The sequence below is a fragment of the Sphingomonas sp. FW306-05-A genome (genome assembly GCF_058782275.1).
On sequence record NZ_JBYSXN010000002.1, the window covers coordinates 102,771 to 127,373 of the forward strand.

24 protein-coding genes and 1 tRNA gene are annotated in these 24,603 nt (G+C 65.9%); 10 read left to right on the forward strand and 15 right to left on the reverse strand.

The features are described 5' to 3' along the window. Positions 1 to 63 precede the first annotated feature (63 nt). From AC3WJR_RS09350 to AC3WJR_RS09360, 3 genes are read left to right on the forward strand one after another with little or no spacing between them, the layout of a single operon-like run. Positions 64 to 630: a shikimate kinase gene (locus AC3WJR_RS09350; RefSeq protein ID WP_354284397.1), complete on the forward strand. Its 567-nt coding sequence runs from the start codon at positions 64 to 66 to the stop codon at positions 628 to 630. Next, on the forward strand, positions 627 to 1,718 hold the full coding sequence (gene aroB, locus AC3WJR_RS09355) for a 3-dehydroquinate synthase (RefSeq protein ID WP_492724441.1): 1,092 nt from the start codon (positions 627 to 629) through the stop codon (positions 1,716 to 1,718). Before AC3WJR_RS09350 ends, aroB begins: the two co-directional genes overlap by 4 nt. Beyond that, positions 1,718 to 1,861 carry a DUF2256 domain-containing protein gene (locus AC3WJR_RS09360; protein ID WP_354284393.1) on the forward strand — a complete coding sequence of 48 codons (144 nt, stop codon included), beginning with the start codon at positions 1,718 to 1,720 and terminating at the stop codon, positions 1,859 to 1,861. The genes aroB and AC3WJR_RS09360 overlap by 1 nt, the downstream gene beginning before the upstream one ends. Before the next feature lie 142 nt (positions 1,862 to 2,003). Here AC3WJR_RS09360 and AC3WJR_RS09365 read toward each other — a convergent pair whose 3' ends face one another. The 5 genes from AC3WJR_RS09365 to radA all read right to left on the reverse strand — a co-directional run bounded on the left by AC3WJR_RS09365 (position 2,004) and on the right by radA (position 6,771). After that, a complete protein-coding gene (locus tag AC3WJR_RS09365) occupies positions 2,004 to 2,342 on the reverse strand; it encodes a DUF423 domain-containing protein (RefSeq protein WP_492724444.1) in 339 nt (112 codons plus the stop codon). Further along, the gene (locus tag AC3WJR_RS09370; protein ID WP_492724446.1) at positions 2,339 to 4,099 is read right to left on the reverse strand and encodes a cation:proton antiporter domain-containing protein; all 1,761 of its coding nucleotides are present in this window, start codon (positions 4,097 to 4,099) and stop codon (positions 2,339 to 2,341) included. Before AC3WJR_RS09370 ends, AC3WJR_RS09365 begins: the two co-directional genes overlap by 4 nt. Then, positions 4,096 to 4,530, reverse strand: a complete 435-nt coding sequence (locus tag AC3WJR_RS09375; protein WP_492724448.1) for an iron-sulfur cluster assembly scaffold protein — start codon at positions 4,528 to 4,530, stop codon at positions 4,096 to 4,098. The genes AC3WJR_RS09370 and AC3WJR_RS09375 overlap by 4 nt, the downstream gene beginning before the upstream one ends. A gap of 27 nt (positions 4,531 to 4,557) precedes the next feature. Then, the gene (locus tag AC3WJR_RS09380; protein ID WP_492724450.1) at positions 4,558 to 5,133 is read right to left on the reverse strand and encodes a CvpA family protein; all 576 of its coding nucleotides are present in this window, start codon (positions 5,131 to 5,133) and stop codon (positions 4,558 to 4,560) included. A 264-nt stretch (positions 5,134 to 5,397) separates the two neighbouring features. After that, positions 5,398 to 6,771, reverse strand: coding sequence for a DNA repair protein RadA (radA, locus tag AC3WJR_RS09385; RefSeq protein ID WP_492724452.1), 1,374 nt, complete (start codon positions 6,769 to 6,771; stop codon positions 5,398 to 5,400). A 162-nt stretch (positions 6,772 to 6,933) separates the two neighbouring features. On the opposite strand from radA, the gene AC3WJR_RS09390 reads away from it, so the two are divergent. Next, entirely contained in the window at positions 6,934 to 7,350 is a 417-nt protein-coding gene (locus tag AC3WJR_RS09390; RefSeq protein ID WP_492724453.1) for a BLUF domain-containing protein, read from the forward strand. A gap of 88 nt (positions 7,351 to 7,438) precedes the next feature. Beyond that, complete coding sequence (locus AC3WJR_RS09395) at positions 7,439 to 7,918, forward strand: GAF domain-containing protein (RefSeq protein WP_492724455.1); 480 nt, start codon at positions 7,439 to 7,441, stop codon at positions 7,916 to 7,918. Here the strand turns inward: AC3WJR_RS09395 and AC3WJR_RS09400 are convergent. After that, positions 7,915 to 8,619 carry a glutathione S-transferase C-terminal domain-containing protein gene (locus AC3WJR_RS09400; protein WP_492724457.1) on the reverse strand — a complete coding sequence of 235 codons (705 nt, stop codon included), beginning with the start codon at positions 8,617 to 8,619 and terminating at the stop codon, positions 7,915 to 7,917. The two genes, AC3WJR_RS09395 and AC3WJR_RS09400, sit on opposite strands and share 4 nt — an antisense overlap. A 74-nt stretch (positions 8,620 to 8,693) precedes the next feature. Here AC3WJR_RS09400 and AC3WJR_RS09405 point away from each other — a divergent pair, with 74 nt between their 5' ends. Then, positions 8,694 to 9,845, forward strand: a complete 1,152-nt coding sequence (locus AC3WJR_RS09405) for a glycosyltransferase family 4 protein (RefSeq protein WP_492724460.1) — start codon at positions 8,694 to 8,696, stop codon at positions 9,843 to 9,845. 200 nt (positions 9,846 to 10,045) lie between these two features. Here the strand turns inward: AC3WJR_RS09405 and AC3WJR_RS09410 are convergent, their stop codons facing one another. Together AC3WJR_RS09410 and AC3WJR_RS09415 are read right to left on the reverse strand one after the other, a co-directional pair. Beyond that, positions 10,046 to 10,360 (reverse strand): DUF2218 domain-containing protein, encoded by a 315-nt coding sequence (locus AC3WJR_RS09410; protein WP_492724462.1) that lies wholly within the window; start codon positions 10,358 to 10,360, stop codon positions 10,046 to 10,048. Next, positions 10,360 to 10,899: a PadR family transcriptional regulator gene (locus tag AC3WJR_RS09415; protein WP_492726081.1), complete on the reverse strand. Its 540-nt coding sequence runs from the start codon at positions 10,897 to 10,899 to the stop codon at positions 10,360 to 10,362. Before AC3WJR_RS09415 ends, AC3WJR_RS09410 begins: the two co-directional genes overlap by 1 nt. A gap of 295 nt (positions 10,900 to 11,194) precedes the next feature. Here AC3WJR_RS09415 and AC3WJR_RS09420 point away from each other — a divergent pair, with 295 nt between their 5' ends. Further along, positions 11,195 to 12,505, forward strand: coding sequence for a replication-associated recombination protein A (locus AC3WJR_RS09420; RefSeq protein WP_492724466.1), 1,311 nt, complete (start codon positions 11,195 to 11,197; stop codon positions 12,503 to 12,505). Between the two features lie 49 nt (positions 12,506 to 12,554). Here the strand turns inward: AC3WJR_RS09420 and budC are convergent, their stop codons facing one another. The 4 genes from budC to AC3WJR_RS09440 all read right to left on the reverse strand — a co-directional run bounded on the left by budC (position 12,555) and on the right by AC3WJR_RS09440 (position 16,235). Beyond that, positions 12,555 to 13,316 carry a meso-2,3-butanediol dehydrogenase gene (gene budC / locus AC3WJR_RS09425; protein WP_492724468.1) on the reverse strand — a complete coding sequence of 254 codons (762 nt, stop codon included), beginning with the start codon at positions 13,314 to 13,316 and terminating at the stop codon, positions 12,555 to 12,557. After that, on the reverse strand, positions 13,316 to 13,885 hold the full coding sequence (locus AC3WJR_RS09430; protein WP_492726083.1) for a type 1 glutamine amidotransferase domain-containing protein: 570 nt from the start codon (positions 13,883 to 13,885) through the stop codon (positions 13,316 to 13,318). Before AC3WJR_RS09430 ends, budC begins: the two co-directional genes overlap by 1 nt. Before the next feature lie 39 nt (positions 13,886 to 13,924). After that, on the reverse strand, positions 13,925 to 15,010 hold the full coding sequence (locus AC3WJR_RS09435; RefSeq protein WP_492724472.1) for a catalase family protein: 1,086 nt from the start codon (positions 15,008 to 15,010) through the stop codon (positions 13,925 to 13,927). A gap of 103 nt (positions 15,011 to 15,113) precedes the next feature. Further along, a complete protein-coding gene (locus AC3WJR_RS09440; protein WP_492724474.1) occupies positions 15,114 to 16,235 on the reverse strand; it encodes an alpha/beta hydrolase in 1,122 nt (373 codons plus the stop codon). A 116-nt stretch (positions 16,236 to 16,351) separates the two neighbouring features. Between AC3WJR_RS09440 and AC3WJR_RS09445 the strand changes: the two genes are divergently transcribed. The 3 genes from AC3WJR_RS09445 (at position 16,352) to AC3WJR_RS09455 (ending at position 18,148) form a co-directional block, all read left to right on the forward strand. Next, on the forward strand, positions 16,352 to 17,128 hold the full coding sequence (locus AC3WJR_RS09445; protein ID WP_492724477.1) for a Crp/Fnr family transcriptional regulator: 777 nt from the start codon (positions 16,352 to 16,354) through the stop codon (positions 17,126 to 17,128). Beyond that, positions 17,118 to 18,038 carry a hypothetical protein gene (locus tag AC3WJR_RS09450; protein ID WP_492724479.1) on the forward strand — a complete coding sequence of 307 codons (921 nt, stop codon included), beginning with the start codon at positions 17,118 to 17,120 and terminating at the stop codon, positions 18,036 to 18,038. Before AC3WJR_RS09445 ends, AC3WJR_RS09450 begins: the two co-directional genes overlap by 11 nt. A 34-nt stretch (positions 18,039 to 18,072) precedes the next feature. After that, positions 18,073 to 18,148 (forward strand) — tRNA-Thr (locus tag AC3WJR_RS09455). A gap of 34 nt (positions 18,149 to 18,182) precedes the next feature. On the opposite strand, the gene AC3WJR_RS09460 is transcribed toward AC3WJR_RS09455, so the two are convergent. The 3 genes from AC3WJR_RS09460 to AC3WJR_RS09470 all read right to left on the reverse strand — a co-directional run bounded on the left by AC3WJR_RS09460 (position 18,183) and on the right by AC3WJR_RS09470 (position 24,083). Beyond that, entirely contained in the window at positions 18,183 to 20,267 is a 2,085-nt protein-coding gene (locus AC3WJR_RS09460) for a prolyl oligopeptidase family serine peptidase (RefSeq protein WP_492724481.1), read from the reverse strand. A gap of 235 nt (positions 20,268 to 20,502) precedes the next feature. Next, positions 20,503 to 23,016, reverse strand: a complete 2,514-nt coding sequence (locus tag AC3WJR_RS09465) for a glycoside hydrolase family 9 protein (RefSeq protein WP_492724483.1) — start codon at positions 23,014 to 23,016, stop codon at positions 20,503 to 20,505. 104 nt (positions 23,017 to 23,120) lie between these two features. Continuing rightward, positions 23,121 to 24,083: an alpha/beta hydrolase gene (locus tag AC3WJR_RS09470; protein WP_492724485.1), complete on the reverse strand. Its 963-nt coding sequence runs from the start codon at positions 24,081 to 24,083 to the stop codon at positions 23,121 to 23,123. Positions 24,084 to 24,603: the final 520 nt, after the last annotated feature.

Below are 24,603 nucleotides of genomic sequence, written 5' to 3' on the forward strand. Positions count from 1 at the left end.
GACAAGAGCGGCGCAAGCGAGCTTTTGCCCGATGCGCAGGGGCGCTGTATAGCCCTCGTTTCAATGTTGCAAAGCCCGCCATCTTCTCAGGATACCGCCCTGCCCGACCCATCTCCTTGGAATGGCCAACCGATCGTGCTCGTCGGTCTGATGGGCGCTGGCAAATCGACCGTCGGGCGGCGGCTTGCGGTGCGGCTCGGCCTGCCGTTCGTCGACGCCGATACGGAGATCGAAACCGCGGCCGGAATGTCGATCCCGGACATCTTCGAACGATTCGGCGAAGCCTATTTTCGCGATGGGGAACGCCGCGTGATCGCGCGGTTGATGGACGGCGAACGCCGCGTCATCGCCACCGGCGGCGGGGCGTTCATCGACCAGAAGACGCGCGAGACGATCCTGGCGCACGCCTTCGCAGTCTGGCTCGATGCGAAACCGTCCGTTCTCGCCGACCGCGTGTCGCGCCGCGATACCCGACCGCTGTTGCGCGGCAAGGACCCGCTCAAGGTGCTCGAAGAACTGGCGCGGGTGCGCAACCCGTTCTACGCGATGGCCCCGCTCCGCGTCTCCAGCCACCGCGCGCCGCATGACGCCACCGTCAACGCCATCCTGAAAGCTCTTGGACAAATATGACGACGATCCCCGTTTCGCTTGGTTCGCGCAGTTACGACGTCGTGATCGAGGCCGGCCTGCTCGCGCGCGCCGCCGATTGGCTCGCGCCGCTGTCGCGCGGGCGAAAGATGGCGATCGTGACCGACTCGAACGTGCTGCCGCATCTGGAAACATTGCAAACATCGCTGTCTGCGGCGGGGGTCGAGAGCGAGGCGATCGTTCTAAACCCTGGTGAATCGACGAAAAGCTGGGCGCAGCTCGAGGCGCTGACCGATCGGTTGCTCGATCTCGGGATCGAGCGTGGCGACCATGTCATCGCGCTCGGCGGCGGGGTGATCGGTGATCTCGTCGGCTTTGCCTGCGCCATCCTCAAGCGCGGCTGCGGGTTCGTGCAGATCCCGACCACGCTGCTCGCACAGGTCGATTCGTCGGTCGGCGGCAAGACCGCGATCAACAGCCGCGCGGGCAAGAATCTCATCGGGGCGTTCCACCAGCCCGCGCTGGTGCTGATCGACCCGCAAGTGCTCGACACGCTGCCGCTGCGGCAAGTCCGCGCGGGCTATGCCGAAGTCGTCAAATACGGGCTGATCGACGATCCCGAATTCTTCGACTGGTGCGAGGCGAACGCCGCCGCGCTGCTCGCGGGCGATCCGGACGCGCGCGTTTATGCGATCGCGCATTCGGTCGGTGCCAAGGCGCGGATCGTCGCGGAGGACGAACGCGAGACTACCGGCAAGCGCGCATTGCTCAACCTCGGCCACACCTTCGGCCATGCGCTGGAAGCCGAAGCGGGCTTCTCGGATCGCCTGCTCCACGGCGAAGGCGTCGCGGCGGGGATGGCGCTCGCGTTCCAGTATTCCGCCACGCACGATCTTGCCCCGGCGGCGGACGCTGAGCGCGTGGCGGCGCATCTGCGCGCGGTCGGGCTGCCTGACGGCGTGGCGGCGGCAGGCATTTCGGCGAGCGCGGACGTGCTGGTCGATCACATGCTCCACGACAAGAAGATGGACGCGGGCACCCTCCCCTTCCTGCTCGCGCGCGGGATCGGGCAGACGTTCCTCGACAAATCGGTCGACCTCGCGGACGTCCGCGTGTTCCTGGCGGCCTGATGCCGCGCGGCGTCGCCAAGCGGGATTTGCCGACCAAGGTCTGCCCGGTCTGCCAGCGCCCGTTCGCGTGGCGCAAGAAATGGGAGCGCGACTGGGAGAATGTCGTTTATTGTTCGGACAAGTGCCGGATGGCGAAGGGGTAGTTCCCATCCCCTAACGCGCTTCCCCGGCGAAGGCCGGGGCCCAGTAGAGATGGCCGAGGTAACGAAGCGCAGTTCCCAGTTAACGATCGTTCCGCAACTGGACCCTGGCCTTCGCCGGGGAAGCGAAGGTTAGGAGGGGCCGTCAGACCCCCGCCCGCATCGCCCCCCACGCCAGCCACAACCACCCCGCGATCAACAGCGCCCCCCCGATCGGCGTGATCGCGCCCAGCCAGCGCGGCAGGCCCAGCGCCATCAGATACAGCGTCGTGGCGAAAATCACCCCGCCGATCACGAACAGCCACGCCGGCCCCCGCGCCCCCATTTGCAGCGCAACCAGCGCCGCGACCGCGTGGATCATCTGATAATGCGCGCCCGTCGTCAGCCACTTGGCCGAATCACCGGTCGCGCCATGCGCGCCGAACGCACCCGCACCGACTGCCATCGCGCCGCACAGCGCCGCAAGCATCGCCAGAAAATTCATCCGCCCAACGCCTCGCTCGGTCCCTCGCGCGAGACCTGGGTTATGATCCGGTCGCGGGCGACGCGAATGTCCCCGGCCTCGACTTGCGCCTTCAACCGTTCGCGGTCCTCGCGGCGATAGCGATCCTCGCTGCGATCGATCTCAGCCTGGTCGACCCCGACCTTCAGCAACGCAAGCCGCGCCATCCGCACCGCCGATTCGAGAACCTCGCGCACGATGCCATCGGCCGGCGCACCCTTGAGCTTGATCACCGCGCGGCGATCATAAGCGCGCACGAAGATCGCCGCGTCGGGGAACGCCGCATGCACGCCCTCGACCAGATCTGCGGACAGTTGATCGCCATCGATGCAGAACATGATGAGTTCGGCCTCGCTTGCACCCGCTTGCCGCAACAGGTCCATCCGCGTGCCATCGCCATAATAGACCTTCGCGCCGAACTCGCCCGCGATGTCGATCATCTCGATATCGTTGTCGATCAGCGTAACCGGGATCCCCTGCGCGATCAGCATCTGCGCGACCGTCTGGCCGAACCGCCCGTAGCCGACGATCAGTGCGTTCGCGCCATCCGCCTGCGGCCCATCGCGGTCACCGGTCTGGACCGGCTCCTCACGGATGCGGCGCGTCATCGACATGAGGAACGGCGTGGTCGCCATCGACAGCGTCACGATCGCGCCGAACAGGCTTGCCGCCTCGGGCGCGATCAGCACCGCTTTCTGCGCCTGGGCGAACAGCACGAAGCCGAATTCGCCGCCCTGGCTGAGCAACAGTCCAAGCGCGAGCGCCGACCGCCAGGTCATGCGAAACAGCATCCCGATCCCGAAGATGATGATCGCCTTGGTCGCGATCAGCGCAAGCGCCATGCCGATCACGAAGAACGGCCGCTCGGCGATCGCATGGAGATCGAGCATCATGCCGACCGCCAGGAAGAACAGCCCGAGCAGGATCGAGCGGAACGGCTCGACATCGGCTTCCAGCTCGTGCCGGTACGGGCTGTCCGCGAGCATCACGCCCGCAACGAACGCGCCGAGTGCAGTCGACAGGCCAAGCGCCTCCATGATCGCCGCCGAGGCAACCACCGTAAACAGCCCGGCAAACACGAACATCTCGCGCTCGCCGAGATTGCCGATGATCCGGAAGAACGGCCGCAGCAGGAACCGGCCCGCCAGTACCAGCCCCGCGACCGCGGCGACGGTGTAGAGGAACAGCAGCCAACCCGGCGGCGCGTTCGCATCCGCCGGGTTGCGCGACAGCACCGCGACGATCGTGATCAGCGGGACGATCGACAGATCCTGGAACAGAAGGATCGAAAAGGCGCGCTCACCAAACGGCGTGCGCATCCGCCCGGCGGACTGCAGCATGGGGAGCACCTGCGCCGTCGACGACAGCGCGAGCGGCAAGCCGAGCACCAGCGCCGCCGCGCCCGAGAAATGCGTTGCGATCCAGACGACCACGGTCACGGCAAGGCCGCAGCCGACGACCTGCATCAGTCCGAGCCCGAAGATCTCCTTCTTGAGCGCCCACAGTCGCGTGGGATTGAGTTCCAGCCCGACGATGAACAGCAGCAGCGTGATGCCGAGTTCGGCGACACCGATCTTGGACTGCGCATTGCCGACGAGGTGAAGCACCTGCGGCCCCGCCACGGCACCGGCAACAAGGAAACCCAGCGTCGCACCGAGCCCGAGGCGACGGAAGATGAGAACGAAAACGAGAGCGAAACCGCCGAGGACGACACCGTCGAACAGCAGCGATTCGCTCATGCCGGCGCCTTTGCGGCGGCTGCGAGCGCCGCCTCCGCCGCGGCCTCGAACGCGAGCCGGATCGAGGCATGGCGCGCGCTGTGTGGCAAGGCCGGGGTCAGCACGTCGACCCCGGGCCATTCGGGTACCGGCCCCTCACCCGCGAGCCATGCCGCAACGGCATCGCGCGCCGTCGCGAGCTCCTCCGCCGATTTGCCGATCACGGTCGCCCCCATCAGCGAGGCTGATGCCTGCCCCAGCGCACATGCGCGCACGAGCATCCCGAGCTCCGAAACGCGCCCCTCGGCATCGACCGCGACGTCGACTGTTACGCGGCTGCCGCAGATCGGCGATCGCTTCTCCGCGCTCCCCATCGGATCGGGCAGACGCGCGTGATTGGGGATGGACGCGGCGAGGCGCAGGATCTCGGTATTGTAGAGCGGGGCGTTCATGCGCCTTATGTAGGCAGCCCGATCGTTTCAGTCACCCCGTTTGGGATCTTTGATCGGTTGCGCGGGCGTGGTCTTGCCAAGCGTGGGTTCGAACAGCGGCAGGCCCTTGCGCCGGCGGTCGACAAAATCCGCGATCCCTGCGCTGGTGACGTTGAGCAAAGGATAGACGCGCGCCGACTTGAGCCAGATTGGTCGCTGGGTCGGGCCGCCGCCCATCGTGTCGGTGACCAGCACGACCAGAAGGAACCCGAGGCTTACGAGAATCAGCCCCTTGAGCGCGCCGAAACCGAACCCTAGCGCCCGGTCGATCGGGCCGATCACCGATTCGCGAGTCCGCGCACCGACTGCATTGGCGATCATCCGACCAACGAAATACGTCCCCCCCGCGAGCAGCGCGAATGCCAGCACCGCCGCGCCCGCGGTCGTTCCGACCACGCCGGTCAGCGCGTGGGTCAGCGGAACGTGAAACAGCTTGAGCGCAAAGACGATCGCGACCCAGGCGAACAGCGACAGGAATTCAGTGACGAACCCGCGTGCCACGCCAAGCATGGCCGCGCCGCCGACGGCGATGAGGACGATGATGTCGAGCGCGGTGAGGTTCATGACGTTGCTCTATCCGGAGCGGGCCGGGGGAGTCGAGGGCGTTGCGGCCGGGGAGGCAGCCTCGTCCCTCGTAAGGGTGCGACGTGGTCCCCCCTCTCCGTTTGTTTCGAGGCCCGTGCGACAAGCAAGCCCCTCCCCTTCAGGGGAGGGGTTGGGGGTGGAGGGCGCCTCGCAGAGACCTCGGCCGAACGCGCGGCACGGCCCCACCCCAACCCCTCCCCTGAAGGGGAGGGGCTAAGGGGAGTCATACCCGCGAGTGCCCCACTACTTCCCCAGCATATGCCCGACGAAGTCGGCAAGCGTCCGAAACCCGGTCAACTTCAGCCCGCTCTTGTCGTCGGTGATCGCGGACGGGAGCAACGCGCGCTCGAACCCGAGCTTGCCCGCCTCTTTCAACCGCAGCGGCGCATGTGCGACCGGACGGATCTCGCCCGACAGCGCGATCTCGCCAAACGCGACCGCATCGACCGGGACCGGCCGTTCGCTTAGCGCCGAGACCAGCGCCGCCGCTACCGCAAGATCCGCCGCGGGATCCTGCACTTTGTAGCCGCCCGCGATGTTGAGATAGACCTCGCATGCCGAAAAGCTGAGGCCGCAGCGCGCCTCGAGCACCGCGAGGATCATCGCCATCCGGCCGCTGTCCCACCCGACGACGGCACGGCGCGGCGTCGCGCCGCTCGCAAGCCGGACGACCAGCGCCTGGATTTCCACGAGCACCGGCCTTGTGCCCTCCAGCGCGGGGAAGACGGTGGTGCCCGTCACCCCCTCTTCGCGCTGCGTCAGGAACAGCGCGGAGGGGTTGGCGATTTCGGTCAGCCCTTCCGCGACCATCGCGAACACGCCGATCTCGTCGGTCCCGCCGAAGCGGTTCTTGATCGCGCGGAGGATGCGATATTGGTGGCTGCGCTCGCCCTCGAAGCTCAGCACCGTGTCGACCATATGTTCGAGCACGCGCGGGCCCGCGATGCTGCCGTCCTTGGTGACATGGCCGACGAGCACCACCGCGGTGCCGCGTTCCTTGGCGAAGCGGATCAGTTCCTGCGCCGAGGCCCGAACCTGGCTGACGGTGCCCGGCGCGCCCTCGATCAGGTCGGAATGCATCGTCTGAATCGAATCGATCACGAGCAACGCGGGCGGGGTCGCCTGCGACAGCGTCGTCAGGATATCGCGCACCGAGGTCGCCGCCGCGAGCATCACCGGCGCACTGCCGAGCCCGAGCCGCCGCGCACGCAAACGGACCTGATCCGCGGCTTCCTCGCCCGAGACATAGGCGACCGGCAATCCCGCCATCGCCATCTTGGCGGCGGCCTGCAGCAGCAGCGTCGACTTGCCGATCCCCGGATCGCCGCCGATCAGCGTCGCCGACCCCTCGACGAACCCGCCACCCAGCGCGCGGTCGAGTTCCGCGATCCCCGACTGCATCCGTTCGGGGAGCGTGATCTCGGCGTCCAGCCCGACCAGCTGGATTGATCGCCCGCCCCCCATCAGATTGTGCTTGGCCTGGAACGGCGTGACGTTGGCGCCCGCTGTATCCTCGACCATCGTGTTCCACTCGGAACAATCGCCGCACTGTCCGGCCCAGCGATGCGAGACCGAGCCGCAGGATTGGCAGACGTAGCGCTTCTGGGGTTTTGCCATCGGGACAGCCTAGCCCAACTGGAACGTTAAGGGAACAGGGCTTGTCGACGAACGGAAGCGTCGGCCAGACGCGATAACATGCGTCAGTATAGTACTGACCATCAAATTAACGAAACGTTCGGCTTTCGCGGCAATTCTAGGGGCGTTCAACGGAGTTCCCTCATGCAGCGTATCCTCTACATCAGCACCGCCCGCGACGGCTTCGACGAGGCTGCGCTGGACGGTATCCTGCGGAGCTCGCGCCGGAACAATGCCGCCGTCGGGGTAACCGGATTGCTGGTCGTCGGTGGACGCCGATTCCTGCAAGTGCTCGAGGGTCCGGAAGAAGCAGTCGCGAGCGTGTTCGAGCGAATCTCGCACGATCCACGGCATTTCGCGGTCGTCCGACTGTCGAACAAGACGATCGAGACACGGGCGTTCGGCGAATGGGCGATGGGGTATCGTTCCGCACGGGTGGTCGACCGCAACGGACAGAAGCGCGATTTGCGAGCGATCGTCGAGCAACTGGTCGCGCCGATCGACGACCCCATGCTGCGCGCGGAATTCACCGAGTTCGCGACGCTGCACGCGGCCGCCTGATATCCCCGCATCAGCGAATTTCCCCTGCGCACAGTGTAGCTTGCCCGTCTCGCCAGACGCGGTATAGATGCGCCTGGGGAACATTCCGATGCAGAGTAAAGCTACAGGTTGCGTTACTCTGGCCGGGAACCCGCGCGTTGCCGAAATTCTTGCGCGCGTCTGCGATCTTACCGGAATGGGATTTGCCGCGGTCGCACAGGTCACAGAGCAGACGTGGACGGCGTGTCATGTGCTCGATCAGATCGAGTTCGGGCTAGATCCGGGTGACGAACTCGATTTGAAGACGACGATCTGCAACGAGATCCGCGAACATGGGCAACCGGTTGTGATCGATAGCGTGTCGGGAGACGCCTATTGGCGGACCCATTCGACACCTATCCTCTACGGTTTCGAAAGTTACATTTCGCTGCCAATAACTTTGTCCGACGGCCGGTTTTTCGGAACGCTTTGTGCGATCGATCCTGGCCCCGCCAAGATCGACATGCCCGAACTGATCGCAACGATCCGCGGATTTGCCACGGAGATCGCCGCGATCCTGGATGCGCCCTCGCGCGACAGCCTCGGCTAGCCGCGCGCGGGAATCTCCAACCCGCGCTGGACCGCCGGACGGGCAAGGCCCCGATCGAGCCAGGCCCGCACATTGCCGAAGGCGTCGAACCCGACCAGATCGCCCGCGCCGTAGAAATCGACGAGCGCGCGAACCCAGCCGATCATCGCAATATCGGCGATCGTATAGCTGTCCCCCAGGAACCACTGTTTCCCCGCCAGCGCCGCGTCCATCACGCCGAGCAACCGCTTTGCCTCCGCGACGTATCGGTCGCGTGGGCGCTTGTCCTCGTAATCCTTGCCCGCAAACTTCACGAAGAAGCCGAGCTGCCCGAACATCGGACCGACGCCGCCCATCTGGAACATCACCCACTGGATCGCCTGAAGCCGCTCGGCCGGATCCGCGGGCAGGAACTTGCCCGTCTTCTCGGCGAGATACAGCAGGATCGCGCCGGATTCGAACAATCCGAACGGAACGCCGCCGGGACCGTCCGGATCGATGATCGCAGGGATCTTGCCATTCGGGTTGAGCGAAACGAACGCAGACGACTTCTGATCGTCGTTCGCAAAGTCGATCAGATGCGGCTCATAAGCTAGACCGGTTTCCTCCAGCATGATCGAGACTTTCACGCCGTTGGGGGTCGGCAGCGAATACAGTTGCAGCCGGTCGGGATGCGCCGCTGGCCAACGCTGCGTGATCGGAAAACGCGAAAGATCGACCATGGCGGGACTCCTGACAAAATGGGGGCACCGAGGGAGATAGTCATCCCCCCTGCGCTTCGCTATGGCCCCTGCCAATGGACGTATCCGATCTCCGCGTGGCCCTGTTCAGCGGCAACTATAATTATACGCGCGATGGTGCGAATCAGGCGTTGAACCTGCTTGTCGGGCATCTGCTGCAACAAGGCGCACAGGTACGCGTCTATGCGCCAACGAGCCGACGCCCAGCGTTCGCGCCGACCGGCGATCTGGTCAGCGCGCCGTCCTTCAAATTTCCGGGACGCGCCGAATACAAGGTGTCGCTTGGACTCAACGCGCAATTGCGGGCCGACCTAAAAGCGTTCGCCCCCAATCTCATCCACGTCTCCGCCCCCGACGTCCTGGGCCACAGCGCGGTTAAGTACGGAGAAGACCACGGCATTCCCGTTGTCGCATCCTACCATACCCGCTTCGAGACCTACATGAGCTATTATGGGCTCGGCTTTCTGGTCCGCACCCTGGTCCGGCTCCAGGCCAAATTCTACTCGCGGGTCGACGAAGTCCTCGCACCGAGCCAGATGATGGGCGAGATCCTGCGCGAATGGGGCGTGCCGACCCCCGTCAGCCGCTGGTCGCGCGGGGTCAATCATGATCGCTTCAGCCCCGCGCGGCGCGATCTAGAGTGGCGTCGAAGCCTAGGCATCGCGGATGACGAGATCGCGGTCGGGTTCCTTGGCCGGCTGGTCAAGGAAAAGGGCCTCGATGTGTTCGCTGACGCGATGCACGCGCTCGACCGCCGCGGGGTGCGCCACAAGACGCTGGTAATCGGCGAAGGCCCCGCGCGCGACTGGTTCGCCAAGGAAGTGCCCGACGCGGTGTTCGCCGGGTTCCAGTCGGGCGATGACCTCGGTCGCGCGGTCGCGTCGATGGACGTGTTCTTCAACCCGAGCATTACCGAGACGTTCGGCAACGTCACGCTCGAGGCGATGGCGGCAGGCGTCCCCGTCGTCGCGGCGCGCGCCTCGGGTGCGGTCGGACTGATCGACGACGGCGTGACCGGGTTGATCGTCCCGCCGACCGACATCCAGGGCTATGCCGATGCGCTCCAACGGTTCTGCGAGGACCACACCTTCCGCCGCGCGGCGGGCGCGGCGGGCCATGCCAAGGCGGCGGGGTATAAGTGGGACACGATCAACCAGGCCGTGCTCGACACCTATCTGCGCGTGATCGAGCGGCGTTCTGGGCGATAGGCAGGACGGTCGGACAGCGTAAGGCGGCAACAGCCTTTTTTCTGGCGTCATGCTGAACTCGTTTCAGCATCCACCGTGCAACCGAGGCCTGCCCCAGTGGCGCGGTGGACCCTGAAACGAGTTCAGGGTGACGCAGGGAGTAGGGAAAGGACGCCGAACGCGCGCATCCGCGCGGGATCAGCGTCCGGCACACGCCATCTTCACCCCCAGTCGTACACCAGCGGTGCCTCCCGAAACGCAAACCGGTCGACGTGCCGGGCAACCGCCCCCTTCAGCCCCTCGAGTTGCTCCAGCGACGTGGCCTCGACCCGCACGACCAACGCGTCCGGTTCGGCATCGAACGTGACGGTCGCATCGCCCGGATAGTCCGCGCCGCGGGCATCCCGCGGGAAAACGATCGTGCCGTACGTCGCGGTATAGGCGACCGTCAGATTGTGCTCCCAATGCTTGCACGTCTGCTGCAAATATTTGCTGGCGTGCGCAGTGGACACGCGCGCGGTTGCGACATGCTCCATCACAGACGCTCGATCTTCTGCGCCGCATCGTCGATCAGCGCGACGGCGGCATGGATCGTCTCGATCGCAACGTCCTCGCTGCGCAGCTTGTTGATCAGCACCTCGCGCAAATTGCCCATCGCGCGGCGTACCGACGCGCCATCGGTGCGCGCGCGTTCCGCCCCAACGCCCGCAAGCCGCGCGAACAGCGCCTCGACCAGATCGGCATTGTCGACGAGATGCTGCGTCCCCGTCGGAGTCGCCTCGAACAGCTTCTTGGCACCGTCCGCCTGTCGCGCCGCGATCAGATCCATGTCGTCGAGCAACGTCAGCGTCGGATAGACCACGCCGGGGCTCGGCGCATAGGCACCACCGGTCAGGTCCTCGATGCTGCGGATCAAGTCATAGCCGTGGCGGGGTTCGTCCGCGATCAGCTTGAGCAGCACCAGCCGTAGCTCGCCACCGTCGAACATCCGACGGCCGCGCGGACCGCCCCTGCCGCCGGAACGTCCCTCGGAATGAGCGCCGCCACCGAAACCGCGACCACCCCCGCCCCGCATCATGCCCATCCGCGACGCGCCTTCGCCGTGCCGATCGCCGAAGCGATGCCCATGCCGTTCGCAGCCGCGACTACCGTGTTGATGAAATCCAAACATACTGTCTCTTCCTATCTATGATGGCACTAAGATATATCTTTTAACGGCGCGTGCAAGGGTGACGTGCAAATTTTCGTCCGGGACCTTATCTTCCCGCGATGGTCAGCCTCCCCGATGCATTCGGAGGCTGGCCGCGTTTCAAAGCGCCAGGCGACCCTTTCCCACTCGACCACGCCATCCGCGCGCATAAGGCAGCCCAATGACCGACTCGCTCTTCTCCTCCCTCGCCAAGCAGCCGCTCGCCGAGCTTTTGCGGCCCAGCAAAATCTCGGACGTCATCGGTCAGGAGCAATTGTTGGGCCCCGACGCGCCGCTCAGTCGCATGATCCAGCGTAAACGCCTGTCGTCGTTCGTGCTGTGGGGACCACCGGGCGTCGGCAAGACGACCATCGCGCGGTTGATGGCACAGGCGACCGATTACGAGTTCATCCAGCTGTCGGCGGTTTCGACGGGCATCGTCGATCTCCGCAAGGCGATCGCCACCGCGGCGTCGCTGCGCGCAAGCGCGGGCCGCACGACCGTGGTGTTCATCGACGAGCTTCATCGCTTCTCGCGTCCCGTCCAGGATGCAATGCTCCCGGCGATCGAGGACGGGACGTTCGTGCTGATCGGGGCGACGACCGAAAACCCGAGCTTCAGCCTGGTCTCCGCGTTGCTTTCGCGCGCCAAGGTCTACACGTTGAGCAGGCTTGATAGCGAAGACCTCGGTCGCGTGATCGGTCGCGTCGAGGAACATCAGCAGCGCCCGTTACCGCTCGATCCGCGTGCGCGCAGCGCGCTGATCGGCATGGCCGATGGCGACGCGCGCTATCTGATCGGCTTGTGCGAGGACATCTTCGCCGGGGCCGTCTCGGAGCCGCTCACCGTGGAACAGCTCGCCACGATCGTGCAGTCGCGCGCGCCGCTCTACGACAAGGGGCAGGAAGAGCATTTCAACCTGCTCAGCTGCTTTCACAAGAGCCTGCGCGGGAGCGACGTCGACGCCGCGATGTACTGGGCGGCGCGGATGATGGAGGGCGGCGAGGACGCATCGGTGATTTTCCGCCGCCTCAGCTGCGCGGCATCGGAAGACGTGGGGATGGCTGACCCCAATGCGATGATCCAGGTCCTGACCGCATGGCAGGCGTTCGAGCGTGTCGGGCTACCCGAAGGACGGCTCTTCATGGCCCAGGCGATCGCTTATGTCGCGACCGCGCCCAAATCGAATGCCGCCTATCTGGCGTTCGACCGTGCGCGGGCACTGGCGAAAGCGACCGGCTCGGTCGCGCCCCCGAAGCGAATCCTGAACGCGCCGACCAAGCTGATGAAGGAACTGGGGTATCACGAGGGCTATCAGTATGATCACGATCACGCCGATGCCTTTTCGGGGCAGAATTTCTTCCCGGACGAACTGTCGCAGAAAGGCCGCCCGGTCTTCTACCAGCCGAACGAGCGCGGCTATGAACGCGAGATAAAGAAGCGTGTCAACTTCTGGTCCAACCGCCGGATCGATCCTTCCCGCGAACAATAATACGGCATCGGCAACGATCCGGGGGACAGCGTCCCTGCCCCCCAGACGTTCAAGACAGCGGCGGTTGCCCGTTGGACGCCGTCAGCCCGCCGTCGACCGGCAGGTTCACCCCGGTGACGAACCGCGCATCGTCACTTGCGAGGAACGCGACCACGCCCGCAATATCGTCGGGCTCCGCACCGCGACCGAGCGGGATACGCTCCTCGAACTTGGCGATCAGATCGGGCTGTTCCTTCATTCCCGCGGTCAGCGCGGTATAGGTCAGCGACGGGTTTACCGCATTGACGCGCACGCCGTTCCGCGCCTCGTCCATCGCCAGCGCGCGGGTGAAGTTGGTGACGGCACCCTTCGCCGCACAGTAAAAGCTGTGGTTCCAGTCCCCGCCAAGACCCGACACCGACGAGACGTTGACGATGCACCCCTTTGCTTGTCGCAGGTGCGCAATCGCCGCGCGGCTCATGTGAACGACGCCGTAGAGATCGGTCTCGATCACCTTGGTGAATTCAGAGAAGGCGCCCTCGTCGAGCTTGCCGAGATGATCGACGCCCGCATTGTTGACGAGGACGTCGATACGCCCGAAGCGATCGACCGCCGCCTGCACGAGCGCCGCACACGCCGCGCGATCGGAAACGTCGGTCGGCAAGATCGCGACCGCGCCGCCAAGCGACTCCGTTAATCGGTCGAGGCCATCCGCGTCGATGTCGCCGAGCATCAGGCTTGCGCCTTCCGCGGCAAACCGGCGCGCCACGCCCTCACCGATTCCCGAGGCGGCGCCAGTGATCACGATCACCGTGTCGGAGAACCGCGCCATCACGCGTTCTCCGCCTGCGCCGCATGACGGCCCTCGCAGAATTCCTCGACCAGCTTTGCGCAGAAAGCGGGCAAGTCATCGGGCGTGCGGCTGGTGACGAGTCCCTGATCGACGACGACGTCCTGGTCGACCCAATGGCCGCCCGCGTTGCGGATATCGGTCTCGAGCGTCGGATAGGAGGTCAGCGTACGACCGCGCACCTGATCGGCCTCGATCAGCGTCCAGGGCGCATGGCAGATCGCGGCAACGGGTTTGCCGGCGGTAAAGAACGCGCGCACGAATGCGATCACCGCGTCCGACGACCGCAGTTTGTCCGCGCCGACGCAGCCCCCCGGGATCACTAGGCCATCGAAGTCGGATGCCGATACATCCGATATCGCTGCGTCGATCGGGAAGGTTGTGCCGGGGTCGAGGTCGTTGTTGACGGTCTGCGCCTCCCCCGCTTCGAGGCTGATCACCGTCACCGTGCCGCCAGCCTGTTCGACCGCGGATTTGGGTTGCGCGAATTCGGGCTCCTCGGTGCCGCGGGGTGCGATCAGGATTGCGATTTTCTTGCCGTCGAGTTTCATGGTCGTCTCCATCATGGTCGGTGTGGTGCTGGGCGGCGGTCAGGCGGGAATGTCGTCGATCCGCGCGGTGTTTGCGGCCGGGATGCCCGTCTCCCGATGGCGGAAGTCGCTCAGCGCGCGATACACCTGCATGCGCGCGCGCATCACGCCGCCGAGCGGGCGATGTGCGGCCAGGCTGTGGGCCGGCCGGAACGTCATCACCTCATCGAAATAGCGGACCCGCTCCGCGCCATAGGCGGCCTGGCGCGGCAGGCGGATCGTGGCGATCGTGCGGTATGCACTGTCCTGTTCGGGCCATTCGACCGACGTGTCTTCGATCGGCTGGGTTTCGGCGTTGGTCCAGATTTGCGCGCGCAGCTCGTACACCGCGTCGTTGCGGTCGAAATAGTCGATCGCCGCGTGGCGAAAGCCGTCTTCGTCCTGATGCGGATCGAGCCGCCAGTCCGCGAGCGCCCGTTGCTCGGGCGCGACCGCGAATGCACCGATCTTCGCGACGTAATCGCCAAAGCGGATCGGGCACTGGCTGTAATAGTCTTCGTGGAGCGGATGGCTGAAGGGATGCCCGTAAAAGTCGAGCGCGGCATTCGGCCCCGCACCGACGGCGTTGAGCAGCGTGTTCATCGTGCGCGCAACCGATGCCGCCGCACTCTTCACGCCCTCCGGCATCGGCACCGTCGCGCCGATCTTCTTCGCCTGCTGCAGAAAACCGTCCGCTGTACCCGCCGGGAAGGTGGTGCCGCTCGCCAGCACGAAATCCTGCGTCGGCGCATCATGGCTGGGAAGCGTCTCGCCTTCGACTCCGAACACCTTGATCGCCATCCCGCGATGGGTCGACACACGGTCGTCGAGCTTCTCGCCCGGCCCCTGCGCAAAACGGACCGCGACATCAAACGTGCCCGGCGCGCCGAACAAGCCTTGCGCCAGTTCCGGCGGCAGACCGTCGGACACGGTCATCTTGCCGATGACGCAGGCGGTGCTCTTGGCGTGGCTTGCCCGAACGGCATGACCGTCGCGCTTCTCGACCGTCTGGGTCTCCTGGGTCATGCCCTCGATGATGCCGTCGATACTGTCCTGCTCATTGGGTTCGAGCGTCTCGATATCGTCGCGATACGGTAGATGCGTCATGGCAAAATTTCCTTGAAAGGTTGGGAAAAGCCATGTCGCGCGCTTCGCCGCGGGCCCTTCCCCACACATATTCAGGGGCGGCGGCCTGCCGCCCCCGTGTCGCTCAACGCTGGCGCGGTGCCGCCGCGAACGCTGCCTTCAGCCGCGCGACCGCGAGATCGTTGGCGTCCTTCGCGCCGCGGACGACCTTGGCCATGCCGAAGAACTCGTGCGTCACGCCGGGGAACGTGCGCTGCTCCACCTTGTCCCCTGCCGCCCGCATCGCGCTCGCCAGCGTTTCACCGTCCGAGCGCAGCGGATCGATCTGCGCGTTGATGATCGTCGTCGGCGGCAGGCCACGCAGGTTGGCCGCGACGAGGTTCAGCCGCGGGTCCTGCGCATCCGCCTTGCTGGTCTGATAGTAATGGCCGAACCAGCCGAGCATCGCGGTGTTGAGCGGCTTGGCATTCGCCGAATCCTTGCGCGACGGCAGCGTCATGCTGCTGTTCGCGATCGGATAGACCGATACGATGTGGAGCGGCGCGGTCAGGCGGTTGTCGCGGGCGTAGATGGCGGTGGCGACCGCCAAATTGCCGCCGGCGCTCTCGCCTGCGACCGCGATCTTGGCCGGATCACCACCCCAGCTCGCGGCGTTCTGCAGTGTCCAGCGATAGGCTGCCGCGGCGTCGTCATGCTGCGCCGGGAACTTGAACTCGGGCGCATGGCGATATTCGACCGACACGACGATCGCGTTGAGCGCCTTGGCCATCGCGCGGGGTGCCGCGTCATAGGTCGCGACGTCGGCGATCACCCAGCCGCCGCCGTGATAATAGACGACGATCGGCATCGGCTTGCCCGCCGGCGCGCCCGCTGGCTTGTAGATGCGCGCGAACTGCTGGGCGTCGGTGCCATAGGGCACGTCCTGCGTCGTGACCGACGCGTCGGGCGTCGTGGGCATGCCCTTCTTGGCCATGGCCGCCTTCGCGCCATCAGCGGCGGACGGCTGCTGGCGGGCCTGCGCCGGGGTCAACGTCTCGATCGGCTTGCCGCCGAGGCCGGCCAGCGCATCGAGCACCATCTGCATGTCGGGCGCCGCCTTGGGCGGCTGGGTTGCAGTGGCGGGGGGCGGCGGCGGGGGCGGCGCATCGGCCGACGGCGCGGACTGCGCGTAAACGCCGGACGACGCCGAGAGCAGCGCGGCGACGAGTATCGCGCGGGCGGGAAGGTGCTTGGGGGTGAAAGTCATGGTCGCTCCTGCTTGTATCAAAAGGTGAACAACCCGACGGCATGAACGTTTCTGTACGGTTCCGGGCCAAGCGGCCTGTCCAGCGAGCAGGCCAGCCTTCCATGTCCCCAGCCTTTATGAGCAATGTCACCCCGATCTCGGCGAGTATCTCGCACGCGCAGCCCGATACCGTTGCGGCCGGCGGCAACCTGCTGCTCGCCAGTCTGTCGGCCGAAGACTTGGCGCTACTAATGCCGCATCTGACTCCGGTATCGTTCGCGGTGGGGGACTTCATCACCCGCGCAGGCGACCCGATCGACAGCCTGTGCTTCTTCGAGCAGGGGATCGCGGGAATTCTTGATTCGCTTGAGGACGACCGGCGCTATGCGGTTGGCCTGATCGGCGCCGAGGGCTTCATCGGCTGGCCCCTGCTCCTGGGGGATGGGCGGTCCCCCTATGACGTGACGATGCGCGCCGAACATGGCCGCGCATTGCGCATCCCGGCGGACGCAATGCTGTCCGCGATCGCGGCGAGCCCGACCCTCCACCGGACGCTGCTGCGGTTCGTCCACGTCTTCATGCTGCAGATGAGCCGCACGATCGTATCGTCGCTGGCCCACCCGATCGAGCGGCGGATGGCGCGGTGGATCCTGCTGTATCACGACCGCGTGCAGTCCGACGAAATCTGTATGACCCATGAGGAATTTCGGCTCATGCTGGGGGTGCGTCGCAGCAGCATCACCGATGCCCTGCACCGGCTGGAAGAGGAACAGGCGATCCGCGGATTACGAGCTAAGGTTGTCGTGCGCAGCCGCGACAAGCTGCTGCAACTGGCCGGGGATACCTACGGCCACCCGGAGCAGGAATATCGCCGGCTGATCGCGGACGGATATGCGGTCGTCAATGGACGGTGACGCGGCCCCGCCGGCCGAATACGTCGCGGTGACGGCCAACCAGGCGAACGAAGTTCCGAGCCACTTTACCCGCTTCGCGGCGATCGATTGGTCAGGCGCGAAGGGTGCGCGGCATCCCGGTATCGCACTGGCGATCTGCGACGAGGGGCGCACAGCACCGCTTCTCGTCGAGCCGCCGCGTGGCGTCTGGTCACGCACCGACATCCTCCACTGGTTGCACGACCGTGCGGATGACTCCTTGCTGGTCGGGTTCGACTTCAGCTTCTCGGCGCCGTTCCTCGATCGCGGCGCCTATCTGCCGGGCGAAACCGACGCGACCGATCCGCGCGCGTTATGGGCCTATGTCGACCGGCACAGCAGCGATGCCGATCTTGGCGCAGCATCGTTCCTGGAGACGCGGCGGGGGCGGCATTTCTATCTGGGCGCGGCCGACGGCGTAAAGGCGCACTTCATGCACTATCGCCGCTGCGAACAGCATTTCAACGCGAACGGCGGCGGCAAGGCGTCGACCGTCTACGACGCGATCGGCGCGGCACAGGTCGCCAAGGCAAGCTTCGCAGGGATGCGCCTGCTGCATCATCTCGATCCCGCAATTCCGGTCTGGCCGATCGATCCCCCGCCCCGGCGTGGCGCCTGCGTCGTCGAAATCTACACGACGATCGCCGCCCGCGCCGCGGGGATCCGCAAGGGCCTGAGCAAGCTGCGCGATGGCGAAGCGCTCGACCTGGCGCTCGCCGCGATGGGGAGCGATCCGCATCTGCCGATGCCGCGCTATACCGATCACGCGACCGATGCGATCCTCACCGCGGCATGGCTCCGCACGAACGCACGACGCGACGATTTATGGCATCCGCCCGCGATGACGCGCCAGATCGCACGCACGGAGGGCTGGACCTTCGGCGTGTCTTGACGCATGGAATGCGCACGAGGACAGCGTCCTCCACGCCGGTTTAGCTCAGTTGGTAGAGCGCCAGTTTTGTAAACTGGATGTCGCGGGTTCGATTCCTGCAACCGGCACCATCCCCCCATCTATGCGCATCGCCTCCCGCACCGATCAGGGCTTGGGAGCGGCATTGCCCCCCGCGCCGGTCCGATACCGATCGAACCATGCGAGGATCGCGGACGCCTTGGCCGCCGATTGCGACGGGCGCGACGTGAAGCCGCCGTGGCTCGCCCCCGGCACCTTGACCAGCGCGGTCGGCACGCCGCGGATCTGGAGCGCGGCGTAATATTGCTCCGACTCGGATACCGGCGTGCGATAATCGTCGCTGCCCACCACCACCAGCGTCGGCGTCTTGACGTTGCCGACGAGGCTGAGCGGCGAACGGTTCCAATAGCTCATCGGGTCTTCCCACGGCAGCTTGGTGAACCAGTAGCGCGAGGTGAACAGCGTGTTGTCCATCGTCAGCGCTTCGCTCGCCCAGTTGATGACCGGTTTCTGCGTCGCGGCGGCCTTGAACCGGTCGGTCTTGCCGACGATCCACGCGGTCAGCACGCCGCCGCCCGATCCGCCCGTGACGAAGAGATTGTCGGGGTCGGCGGTGCCATCCGCGATTGCGGCATCGACCGCGGCGATCAGGTCGTCGTAATCGGCGGAGGGATATTTCTTGTCGATCAGATTGGCGAACTCCGCGCCATAGGAGGTCGATCCGCGCGGATTGGTCCACAGCACCGCATAGCCCGCCGCCGCATAGAGTTGCACGTCGGTCGCGAAACTCGGGCCATAGGCGCTGTTGGGACCGCCGTGGATCTCGAGGATCAACGGCACGCGTTTCCCGGCAGGCTGGCCGGGCGGTGTTGCAAGCCATGCATCGATCGACCGCCCATCGGGTGCGGTCACTGCAATCTTGCGGATGGGCGCGAGCGCCTTGGACGCGGCCATCACCGCGTTGAGCTGCGTCAGGCGACGCGGCTTGCCCCCACTTGATATCCAGACGTCCGCGGGCGCGGACGCGTCGCCGCCGGTATAGGCGATCGTGCCGTTGCGCGAGACCGAGAAGGCACCGCCGGTATAGGGACGGTCGAGCCCGTCGCCCCCGACGTTGTCGATGATCGGCGTGACGCGGCCATCGAGCCCGATCCGCGCGACCTTGCGTTGCCCGCGATCGTCGTAGCTGGCGAACAGGCTGCGCCCATCCGCAGCCCATACCGCATCCTCGATCCCGCGATCGAGCGGCGCGGTGAGCGACTTCGCCCCGCCGGCGTTGCGGTCGCCGATGTAGAGTTGCGTATTCTCGTAGCTGCGGCGCTTGTCGTCGAACCCGAGCCACGCGATCCGGCTGCCGTCCGGGGACACGAGCGGCTTGGCATCCGGCCCGTCGCGGCTCGTCAGCGTCCTGAGCGCGCCGCTGGTCACGTCGACCGCGATCACGTCGGAGTTCATCACTTGCCGATCGGCCTCGGGGCCGCGGATCGCCGCGAAGACGATCGAGCGGCCATCGGGCGTCCAGGAGAGCGGACCACCGTCATCGAACGCGCCGAATGTCAGCTGGCGGGCGGCACCGCCTTCTGCCGCGACGACGAACAGATGATCCCGCCCCGGCTTGACGTATCCTGGCCCATCGTTGCGATAGTTGATCCGATCGATGACTGTCAGCGGCTCGGCCCATTTCGCGCCCTCGGGCTTGGGTGGCGCCTTGCCCAGCGTCGTCGCCTCGCCCGCGACCGTCGCGACATAAGCGAGCTGTCGCCCATCAGGCGACCAGGCGAGCGCCTGCGGATCGCCGGGAAAACTCGTCACGCGCGCGCTGCTGTTCGACGATAGCCAGCGGACGAACAGTTGCGAGCGATCCCCGTCAGCGGCGGCATAGGCAACGCGCGTACCGTCGGGTGACCAGCGCGGGCTCGACCCTTGCGCCGCGAACGGAGTCTGCCGTCCAGAGGCAACGTCGATCAGCCAGAGCGACGACTGCATCCGGTCGGTCATCACGTCGGCACTGCGGCGAACGTAGACGATCGTACGCCCGTCCGGGCTGATCTGCGGGTCCGCCGCGATCGACAGCCCGAACAGGTCCGCGCCGGTGAACGCGCGCGTCGGCCCCTCGGCGGGTGCTGCATTCGGCTGTTGCTGCGCGATGCCCGCGACCGGCGTGGCAACCCCAAGCGATGTCGCGAGGGCTATGGCGAGGGTCAGGCGCATGCGGGGTCTCCGGATAGGTCGCCGCCGTTCATGCCCGATTGGGCGCGCCATGCAATAGCAGGAGAGCGGTCGGCGACCGACGCAGCAGCAGCGCATACGATCGAGAAAACTCCCCCCTTCCGTTCGCTTCGAGCCCAGTCGAGAAGCCGCCACGATCGCTGTGCCAGGTTTCTCGACGACGCACGAAACGAACGGTGGGGAGGTTTTTCAACAAGGGAAGCACACCCGCCCCCCGTCAGGGCGTTTCCGCCGCCGTCGCCATCGCCGCCCGCGCCGCCAGAATATACGCCGAGGTCGTGCTAACCGTATATTCGTTTTCGAACCACAGGAACGGCCAGTCGGGCTTCGCCTCGGGGAAGTCGGGTTTGACGATCAGCACGCCTGGCACCATCCCGCCCGGGATGAAGCTGTAGTCGGCGCGATTGTGGCCATAACCGATCAGCTTCGACGCGGTGCCGACGGTGGACACCAAGGACAGGTTGTTCGCCGGATGCCGCCCCAGCACGTAATCGAGCGCGGCCAGCGTGTGCTCGGTCCCGATCAGTTCAGGGAACGCCTTGTGCATCAGGTACATCGTCGTACCGAAGCTGACGACCTGATTGGACCCCGCCCACGACCCGTCGCTGATCGGCACGCCGAACGGGTTCTTGGTCATGTCCTGATCGACCTTGGCCTTGAGCGCCTGCACCAGCGGCAGGAGCTGCGCGCGATACGCCGGATCCATCAGCGGGATCGCCCGGACCGCCGCGCTGCCAACCCATTCGAAGTGTTGCTGGATCACCGGCATCAGCGTGCGGAGCCGGTCGGCATAGACCTTGTCGCCCTTGCTGGTGATCAGCAGCTCGACCGTGGCGACCACGTTCGCCATCTCGGGCGAGCGGCGCGACGACGAATCGTCCCGTCCGTCGCCACCGTCCTTCACCCCGGCCTGTTCCTTGGTCCATAGCGCCTTGGCCGCGGCCAGCGACTCCGCCGCCATCGCGGGATCGCTCTCGCGCAACGCGCGGCTTGCGCCTGCGAGCGCCCCTGCGACCGCAAGGTTGTTCGCGGGGAAGTTGGTGGTGAACGCCCAGCGATCGTCCTGCGCGCCCGATCCGTCGCCCTTGCGCTCGGTCGCCTTCAGCTTGGGATTGTAGACCAGATTGTCGGTCTGCGACCCGGCATCGCCGAGATGCGCATATTGCCGCAGCGCCGGATCGACGATCCCGACGATCGCATGGCCGAACACCTTGTACTGCGCGAGCAATTGCAGTGTGCCGTGGCGGATCTGCTGGACCGCATCCTCGACCCCGTCGGGCTTGCGGATCTCGACCGCACGCGCCGCCTCATCGACGCTGGTTTCGTCCCAATCGAGCCCGAACAGCTCCCGCGCCCACACCAGATCGCGCACGACCGAGGCGTTTTCGGGCGTCTGGATGTCGTAATCGCCCGCATCTTGAAAGCCGCCGACCGCGAGCCCCGGAATATGCTCGCCCGCCTTGAACGGGGAATCGAGATTGGGGCCCATCTTGTAGCCGTCGAAATGGGTGATGTTCGGCGGGGCCTGGCGCGCATCGTCGAGGTGAGACGGAGCGGACCAGACGCGATACTGTTCGCGGATCCCGACATGATCCATCTGTTCCGCGATGAAGGTGTCGAGGGATGTCTGCCAGATCCGGCCGTAGGCATCGGTGGCAATCCGGAACGGGTTGGTCGTCTGCCCGGCGTAGGAGATCGCATAGACGCCCGGCTCACGCACGCTCGAGAAGTCGAACGCGGCATAGGCATAGCGCGTCCAGCGGCCCCGTGGCTTCGTTTTGGCGCGGAACACCGACTGCTTGCTGCCGTCCGACCCGAGCTTGACGAGTTCGGCCTCGGCGGGGGCGGTGAAATTGGGGTCGAGCTCGATCAGCGCGACCTTGCTGCGCCCGGGCGTATAGCCTGCCTGGTTGAACGACACGACGGGCTCGCGCACCCAGTTTTTGATGACATTGGGGCGGACGTGCCAGACGACCGCATTCTCCTTGGCGCCCGCTGCGATCTCCGACCGGACGACGAACCAGCCGTTCTGCGCCCGATTGCGCGCGTCATAGAGCGACAACGTCCCCGCGTCCGAGGTGATGCTGACGCGGGTCAGCGGGTCCTCGGGCGCAAGCGTGACCGACTTGCCGCCCGTTGCCATCGGCAGCGGATCCCCCGAGCCGTCCTTGGCCATCGGGCCGGTCGGATGGCGCGGGAACAGGCCGGGGGCAGCGTCCATCAAATAGCTCTTGCCGAAATAGGCGGTCGGCAGGAAATCGAGGTTGAACCCCGCCTTGCCCGCGAGCGACGCGGGGAGCGGCCGGTCGAGATCGACCGCGATGCGGAAGCCCCCCGCCTCGGCCGTAACCTTGACGCTATACGCGAGGTCGACCGCCTTATAGTCCGACCGGACGACGATCTGATTTGGCTCGGTGCCGCGGGTGCGGCTGATGAAGGCGGGCACCGGCGCCCATTGTTCGGGCGTACGGTCGAGCCGCACCGCGCCGTCGGTCGCGATCCGGTTACCGTGGAGGACGAGCTGGATACCCGCGTTCTTCTCATCGAAGAAGATCGGGCTGAACTTGTTCTGGTCGACGATGACCGACAGGCCCTGCGCCTCCAGCGTCTCGGCGGGCGTGACGACCAGCGCCGGCCCCTTGGCCGGGGCGGTGCGGGACTGGCCCGACACCGCGGTGATTCCCGCCATCAAACTGGCACTCGTAAGCAACGCGACAACAACCCGCTTCATACAGTCTTCCTCATGTCCGGAACCTGTCCGACGGACGGCGCGACAGGGCATTCGATCGGCAAGCCGCGCCGCCCGGGCGGCGGCGCGGGGTGGTCAAGCGGCGGTCAGGCGGCGCGCTTGAGATAACCGTGCATGTCGAGCCAGCGCGCGAACGCATCGAACCAGCCGGTGCTCGTCGTGGTCTTCTGGTACATGCCGAAGCCGTGGCCGCCCTGTTCGAACAGGTGGAATTCGACCGGGCGCTTCGCCGCGCGCCAGCTGTCGATCAGCCCGAAGCCCGTGCCCCCGAACAACGGGTCGTCGGCCGCCAGCGCCACGAACAACGGCGGCGCGTCCGCAGGCACCGTCATCGGGCTGACCGGGCCGTAGATGTCGCCGATAAACGCGGGTTTGGCGTCCTGGCCCGCCATCGTCGTCGCCATCGTCAGCATTGCGCCGGCCGAGAAGCCGACCATCCCGATCCGGTCACGATCGACATGCCATTCCCCGGCACGCTTGCGCACCAGCGCGAACGCCGCACGCGCATCCGCGATCTGCGGCGCGAGGTTCGCCATCATCGCTTCGGCGCTGGGGCGCGGCGGGCGTGGGCCCGCGCCAGGGCCGGAGCCCTTCTGAAACGCTGCCATGTCCTCAGGGGTCTGGTTAAGACGATATTTGAGGACGAACGCGGCCACACCCTTGGCGGCAAGCGCGCGCGCGACGTCCCAGCCCTCGTTCTCCATCGACAGCGTCTGGAAGCCACCACCGGGCGCGACGATCACCGCGGCACCGGTCGCCTTGGCGGGATCGGGCAGGAAGGGGGTGAGAGTCGCTACGGTCACGTTGCGGGCGAAGACGCTGCCATATTGGCTGTGCCATGCTTCCGGCGCCTTGGCATTGGGCAAGGGGCCCGTGCCGAGGTCGATCGCGGATGGCTGGGGTGGGATCGCGATCGGCGCCATCTTGTCGCTCTGCGCCTGCAACGGCGCGGCAAGGACAAAGGCGGCGGCAATGCCGCAGCACGTGAGGCAGGCTCGAACAGGTTTGACGGCCCACTTCGACGCACGGTTCCGTGACGCAAGACTCATGATCGCTCTCCCAAGCTTTTGTTATTGTCTGACTAGATTATCGGTAACGTTACCATCACGCAATCCGCGCCGTGAGAAAGATAGTTGTTCTCCATCAAGTCGTTGTTGATGGTAGCGCTATGTCAGGCGCGACGACCGGCCGAACCGGCAACCCCGGGGACGTCCACGGTGACTGCATGCTCTGCCGAAGCCAGATTGTCCCCGTTCGACCGCGGCGCAGTCACCCCTTCGCCTCGTCCCGGACGATCAGCAACTGCCACCCTTCCTGTTCGCGAACCATGCGACGGTTGCAGCCCTTGCAAACGCTATAGCGCTTGCCGCCTTGCCATCGCACGCGGTGTCCATTGCGACTGTGGAAACCGAACCTGCACTTTACCCATTGTAGAATAGCCATGATCCGCCCCCGCGCCTTGGATTCGCCTTATATCATATCGGGCGCTCGTGTCATTCGCTTGACGGTTGCTTTTCGCAGTTATGCCGCCGTTTGACTATCCATTCTGTTCGTGCCTCACCATTTTAC

Coding starts and splice junctions, on each gene's coding strand:
- AC3WJR_RS09350 (WP_354284397.1), top strand. CDS start 64: ATGTTGCAAAGCCCGCCATCTTCTCAGGATACCGCCCTGCCCGACCCA.
- aroB (WP_492724441.1), top strand. CDS start 627: ATGACGACGATCCCCGTTTCGCTTGGTTCGCGCAGTTACGACGTCGTG.
- AC3WJR_RS09360 (WP_354284393.1), top strand. CDS start 1,718: ATGCCGCGCGGCGTCGCCAAGCGGGATTTGCCGACCAAGGTCTGCCCG.
- AC3WJR_RS09365 (WP_492724444.1), bottom strand. CDS start 2,342: ATGAATTTTCTGGCGATGCTTGCGGCGCTGTGCGGCGCGATGGCAGTC.
- AC3WJR_RS09370 (WP_492724446.1), bottom strand. CDS start 4,099: ATGAGCGAATCGCTGCTGTTCGACGGTGTCGTCCTCGGCGGTTTCGCT.
- AC3WJR_RS09375 (WP_492724448.1), bottom strand. CDS start 4,530: ATGAACGCCCCGCTCTACAATACCGAGATCCTGCGCCTCGCCGCGTCC.
- AC3WJR_RS09380 (WP_492724450.1), bottom strand. CDS start 5,133: ATGAACCTCACCGCGCTCGACATCATCGTCCTCATCGCCGTCGGCGGC.
- radA (WP_492724452.1), bottom strand. CDS start 6,771: ATGGCAAAACCCCAGAAGCGCTACGTCTGCCAATCCTGCGGCTCGGTC.
- AC3WJR_RS09390 (WP_492724453.1), top strand. CDS start 6,934: ATGCAGCGTATCCTCTACATCAGCACCGCCCGCGACGGCTTCGACGAG.
- AC3WJR_RS09395 (WP_492724455.1), top strand. CDS start 7,439: ATGCAGAGTAAAGCTACAGGTTGCGTTACTCTGGCCGGGAACCCGCGC.
- AC3WJR_RS09400 (WP_492724457.1), bottom strand. CDS start 8,619: ATGGTCGATCTTTCGCGTTTTCCGATCACGCAGCGTTGGCCAGCGGCG.
- AC3WJR_RS09405 (WP_492724460.1), top strand. CDS start 8,694: ATGGACGTATCCGATCTCCGCGTGGCCCTGTTCAGCGGCAACTATAAT.
- AC3WJR_RS09410 (WP_492724462.1), bottom strand. CDS start 10,360: ATGGAGCATGTCGCAACCGCGCGCGTGTCCACTGCGCACGCCAGCAAA.
- AC3WJR_RS09415 (WP_492726081.1), bottom strand. CDS start 10,899: ATGCGGGGCGGGGGTGGTCGCGGTTTCGGTGGCGGCGCTCATTCCGAG.
- AC3WJR_RS09420 (WP_492724466.1), top strand. CDS start 11,195: ATGACCGACTCGCTCTTCTCCTCCCTCGCCAAGCAGCCGCTCGCCGAG.
- budC (WP_492724468.1), bottom strand. CDS start 13,316: ATGGCGCGGTTCTCCGACACGGTGATCGTGATCACTGGCGCCGCCTCG.
- AC3WJR_RS09430 (WP_492726083.1), bottom strand. CDS start 13,885: ATGAAACTCGACGGCAAGAAAATCGCAATCCTGATCGCACCCCGCGGC.
- AC3WJR_RS09435 (WP_492724472.1), bottom strand. CDS start 15,010: ATGACGCATCTACCGTATCGCGACGATATCGAGACGCTCGAACCCAAT.
- AC3WJR_RS09440 (WP_492724474.1), bottom strand. CDS start 16,235: ATGACTTTCACCCCCAAGCACCTTCCCGCCCGCGCGATACTCGTCGCC.
- AC3WJR_RS09445 (WP_492724477.1), top strand. CDS start 16,352: ATGAGCAATGTCACCCCGATCTCGGCGAGTATCTCGCACGCGCAGCCC.
- AC3WJR_RS09450 (WP_492724479.1), top strand. CDS start 17,118: ATGGACGGTGACGCGGCCCCGCCGGCCGAATACGTCGCGGTGACGGCC.
- AC3WJR_RS09460 (WP_492724481.1), bottom strand. CDS start 20,267: ATGCGCCTGACCCTCGCCATAGCCCTCGCGACATCGCTTGGGGTTGCC.
- AC3WJR_RS09465 (WP_492724483.1), bottom strand. CDS start 23,016: ATGAAGCGGGTTGTTGTCGCGTTGCTTACGAGTGCCAGTTTGATGGCG.
- AC3WJR_RS09470 (WP_492724485.1), bottom strand. CDS start 24,083: ATGAGTCTTGCGTCACGGAACCGTGCGTCGAAGTGGGCCGTCAAACCT.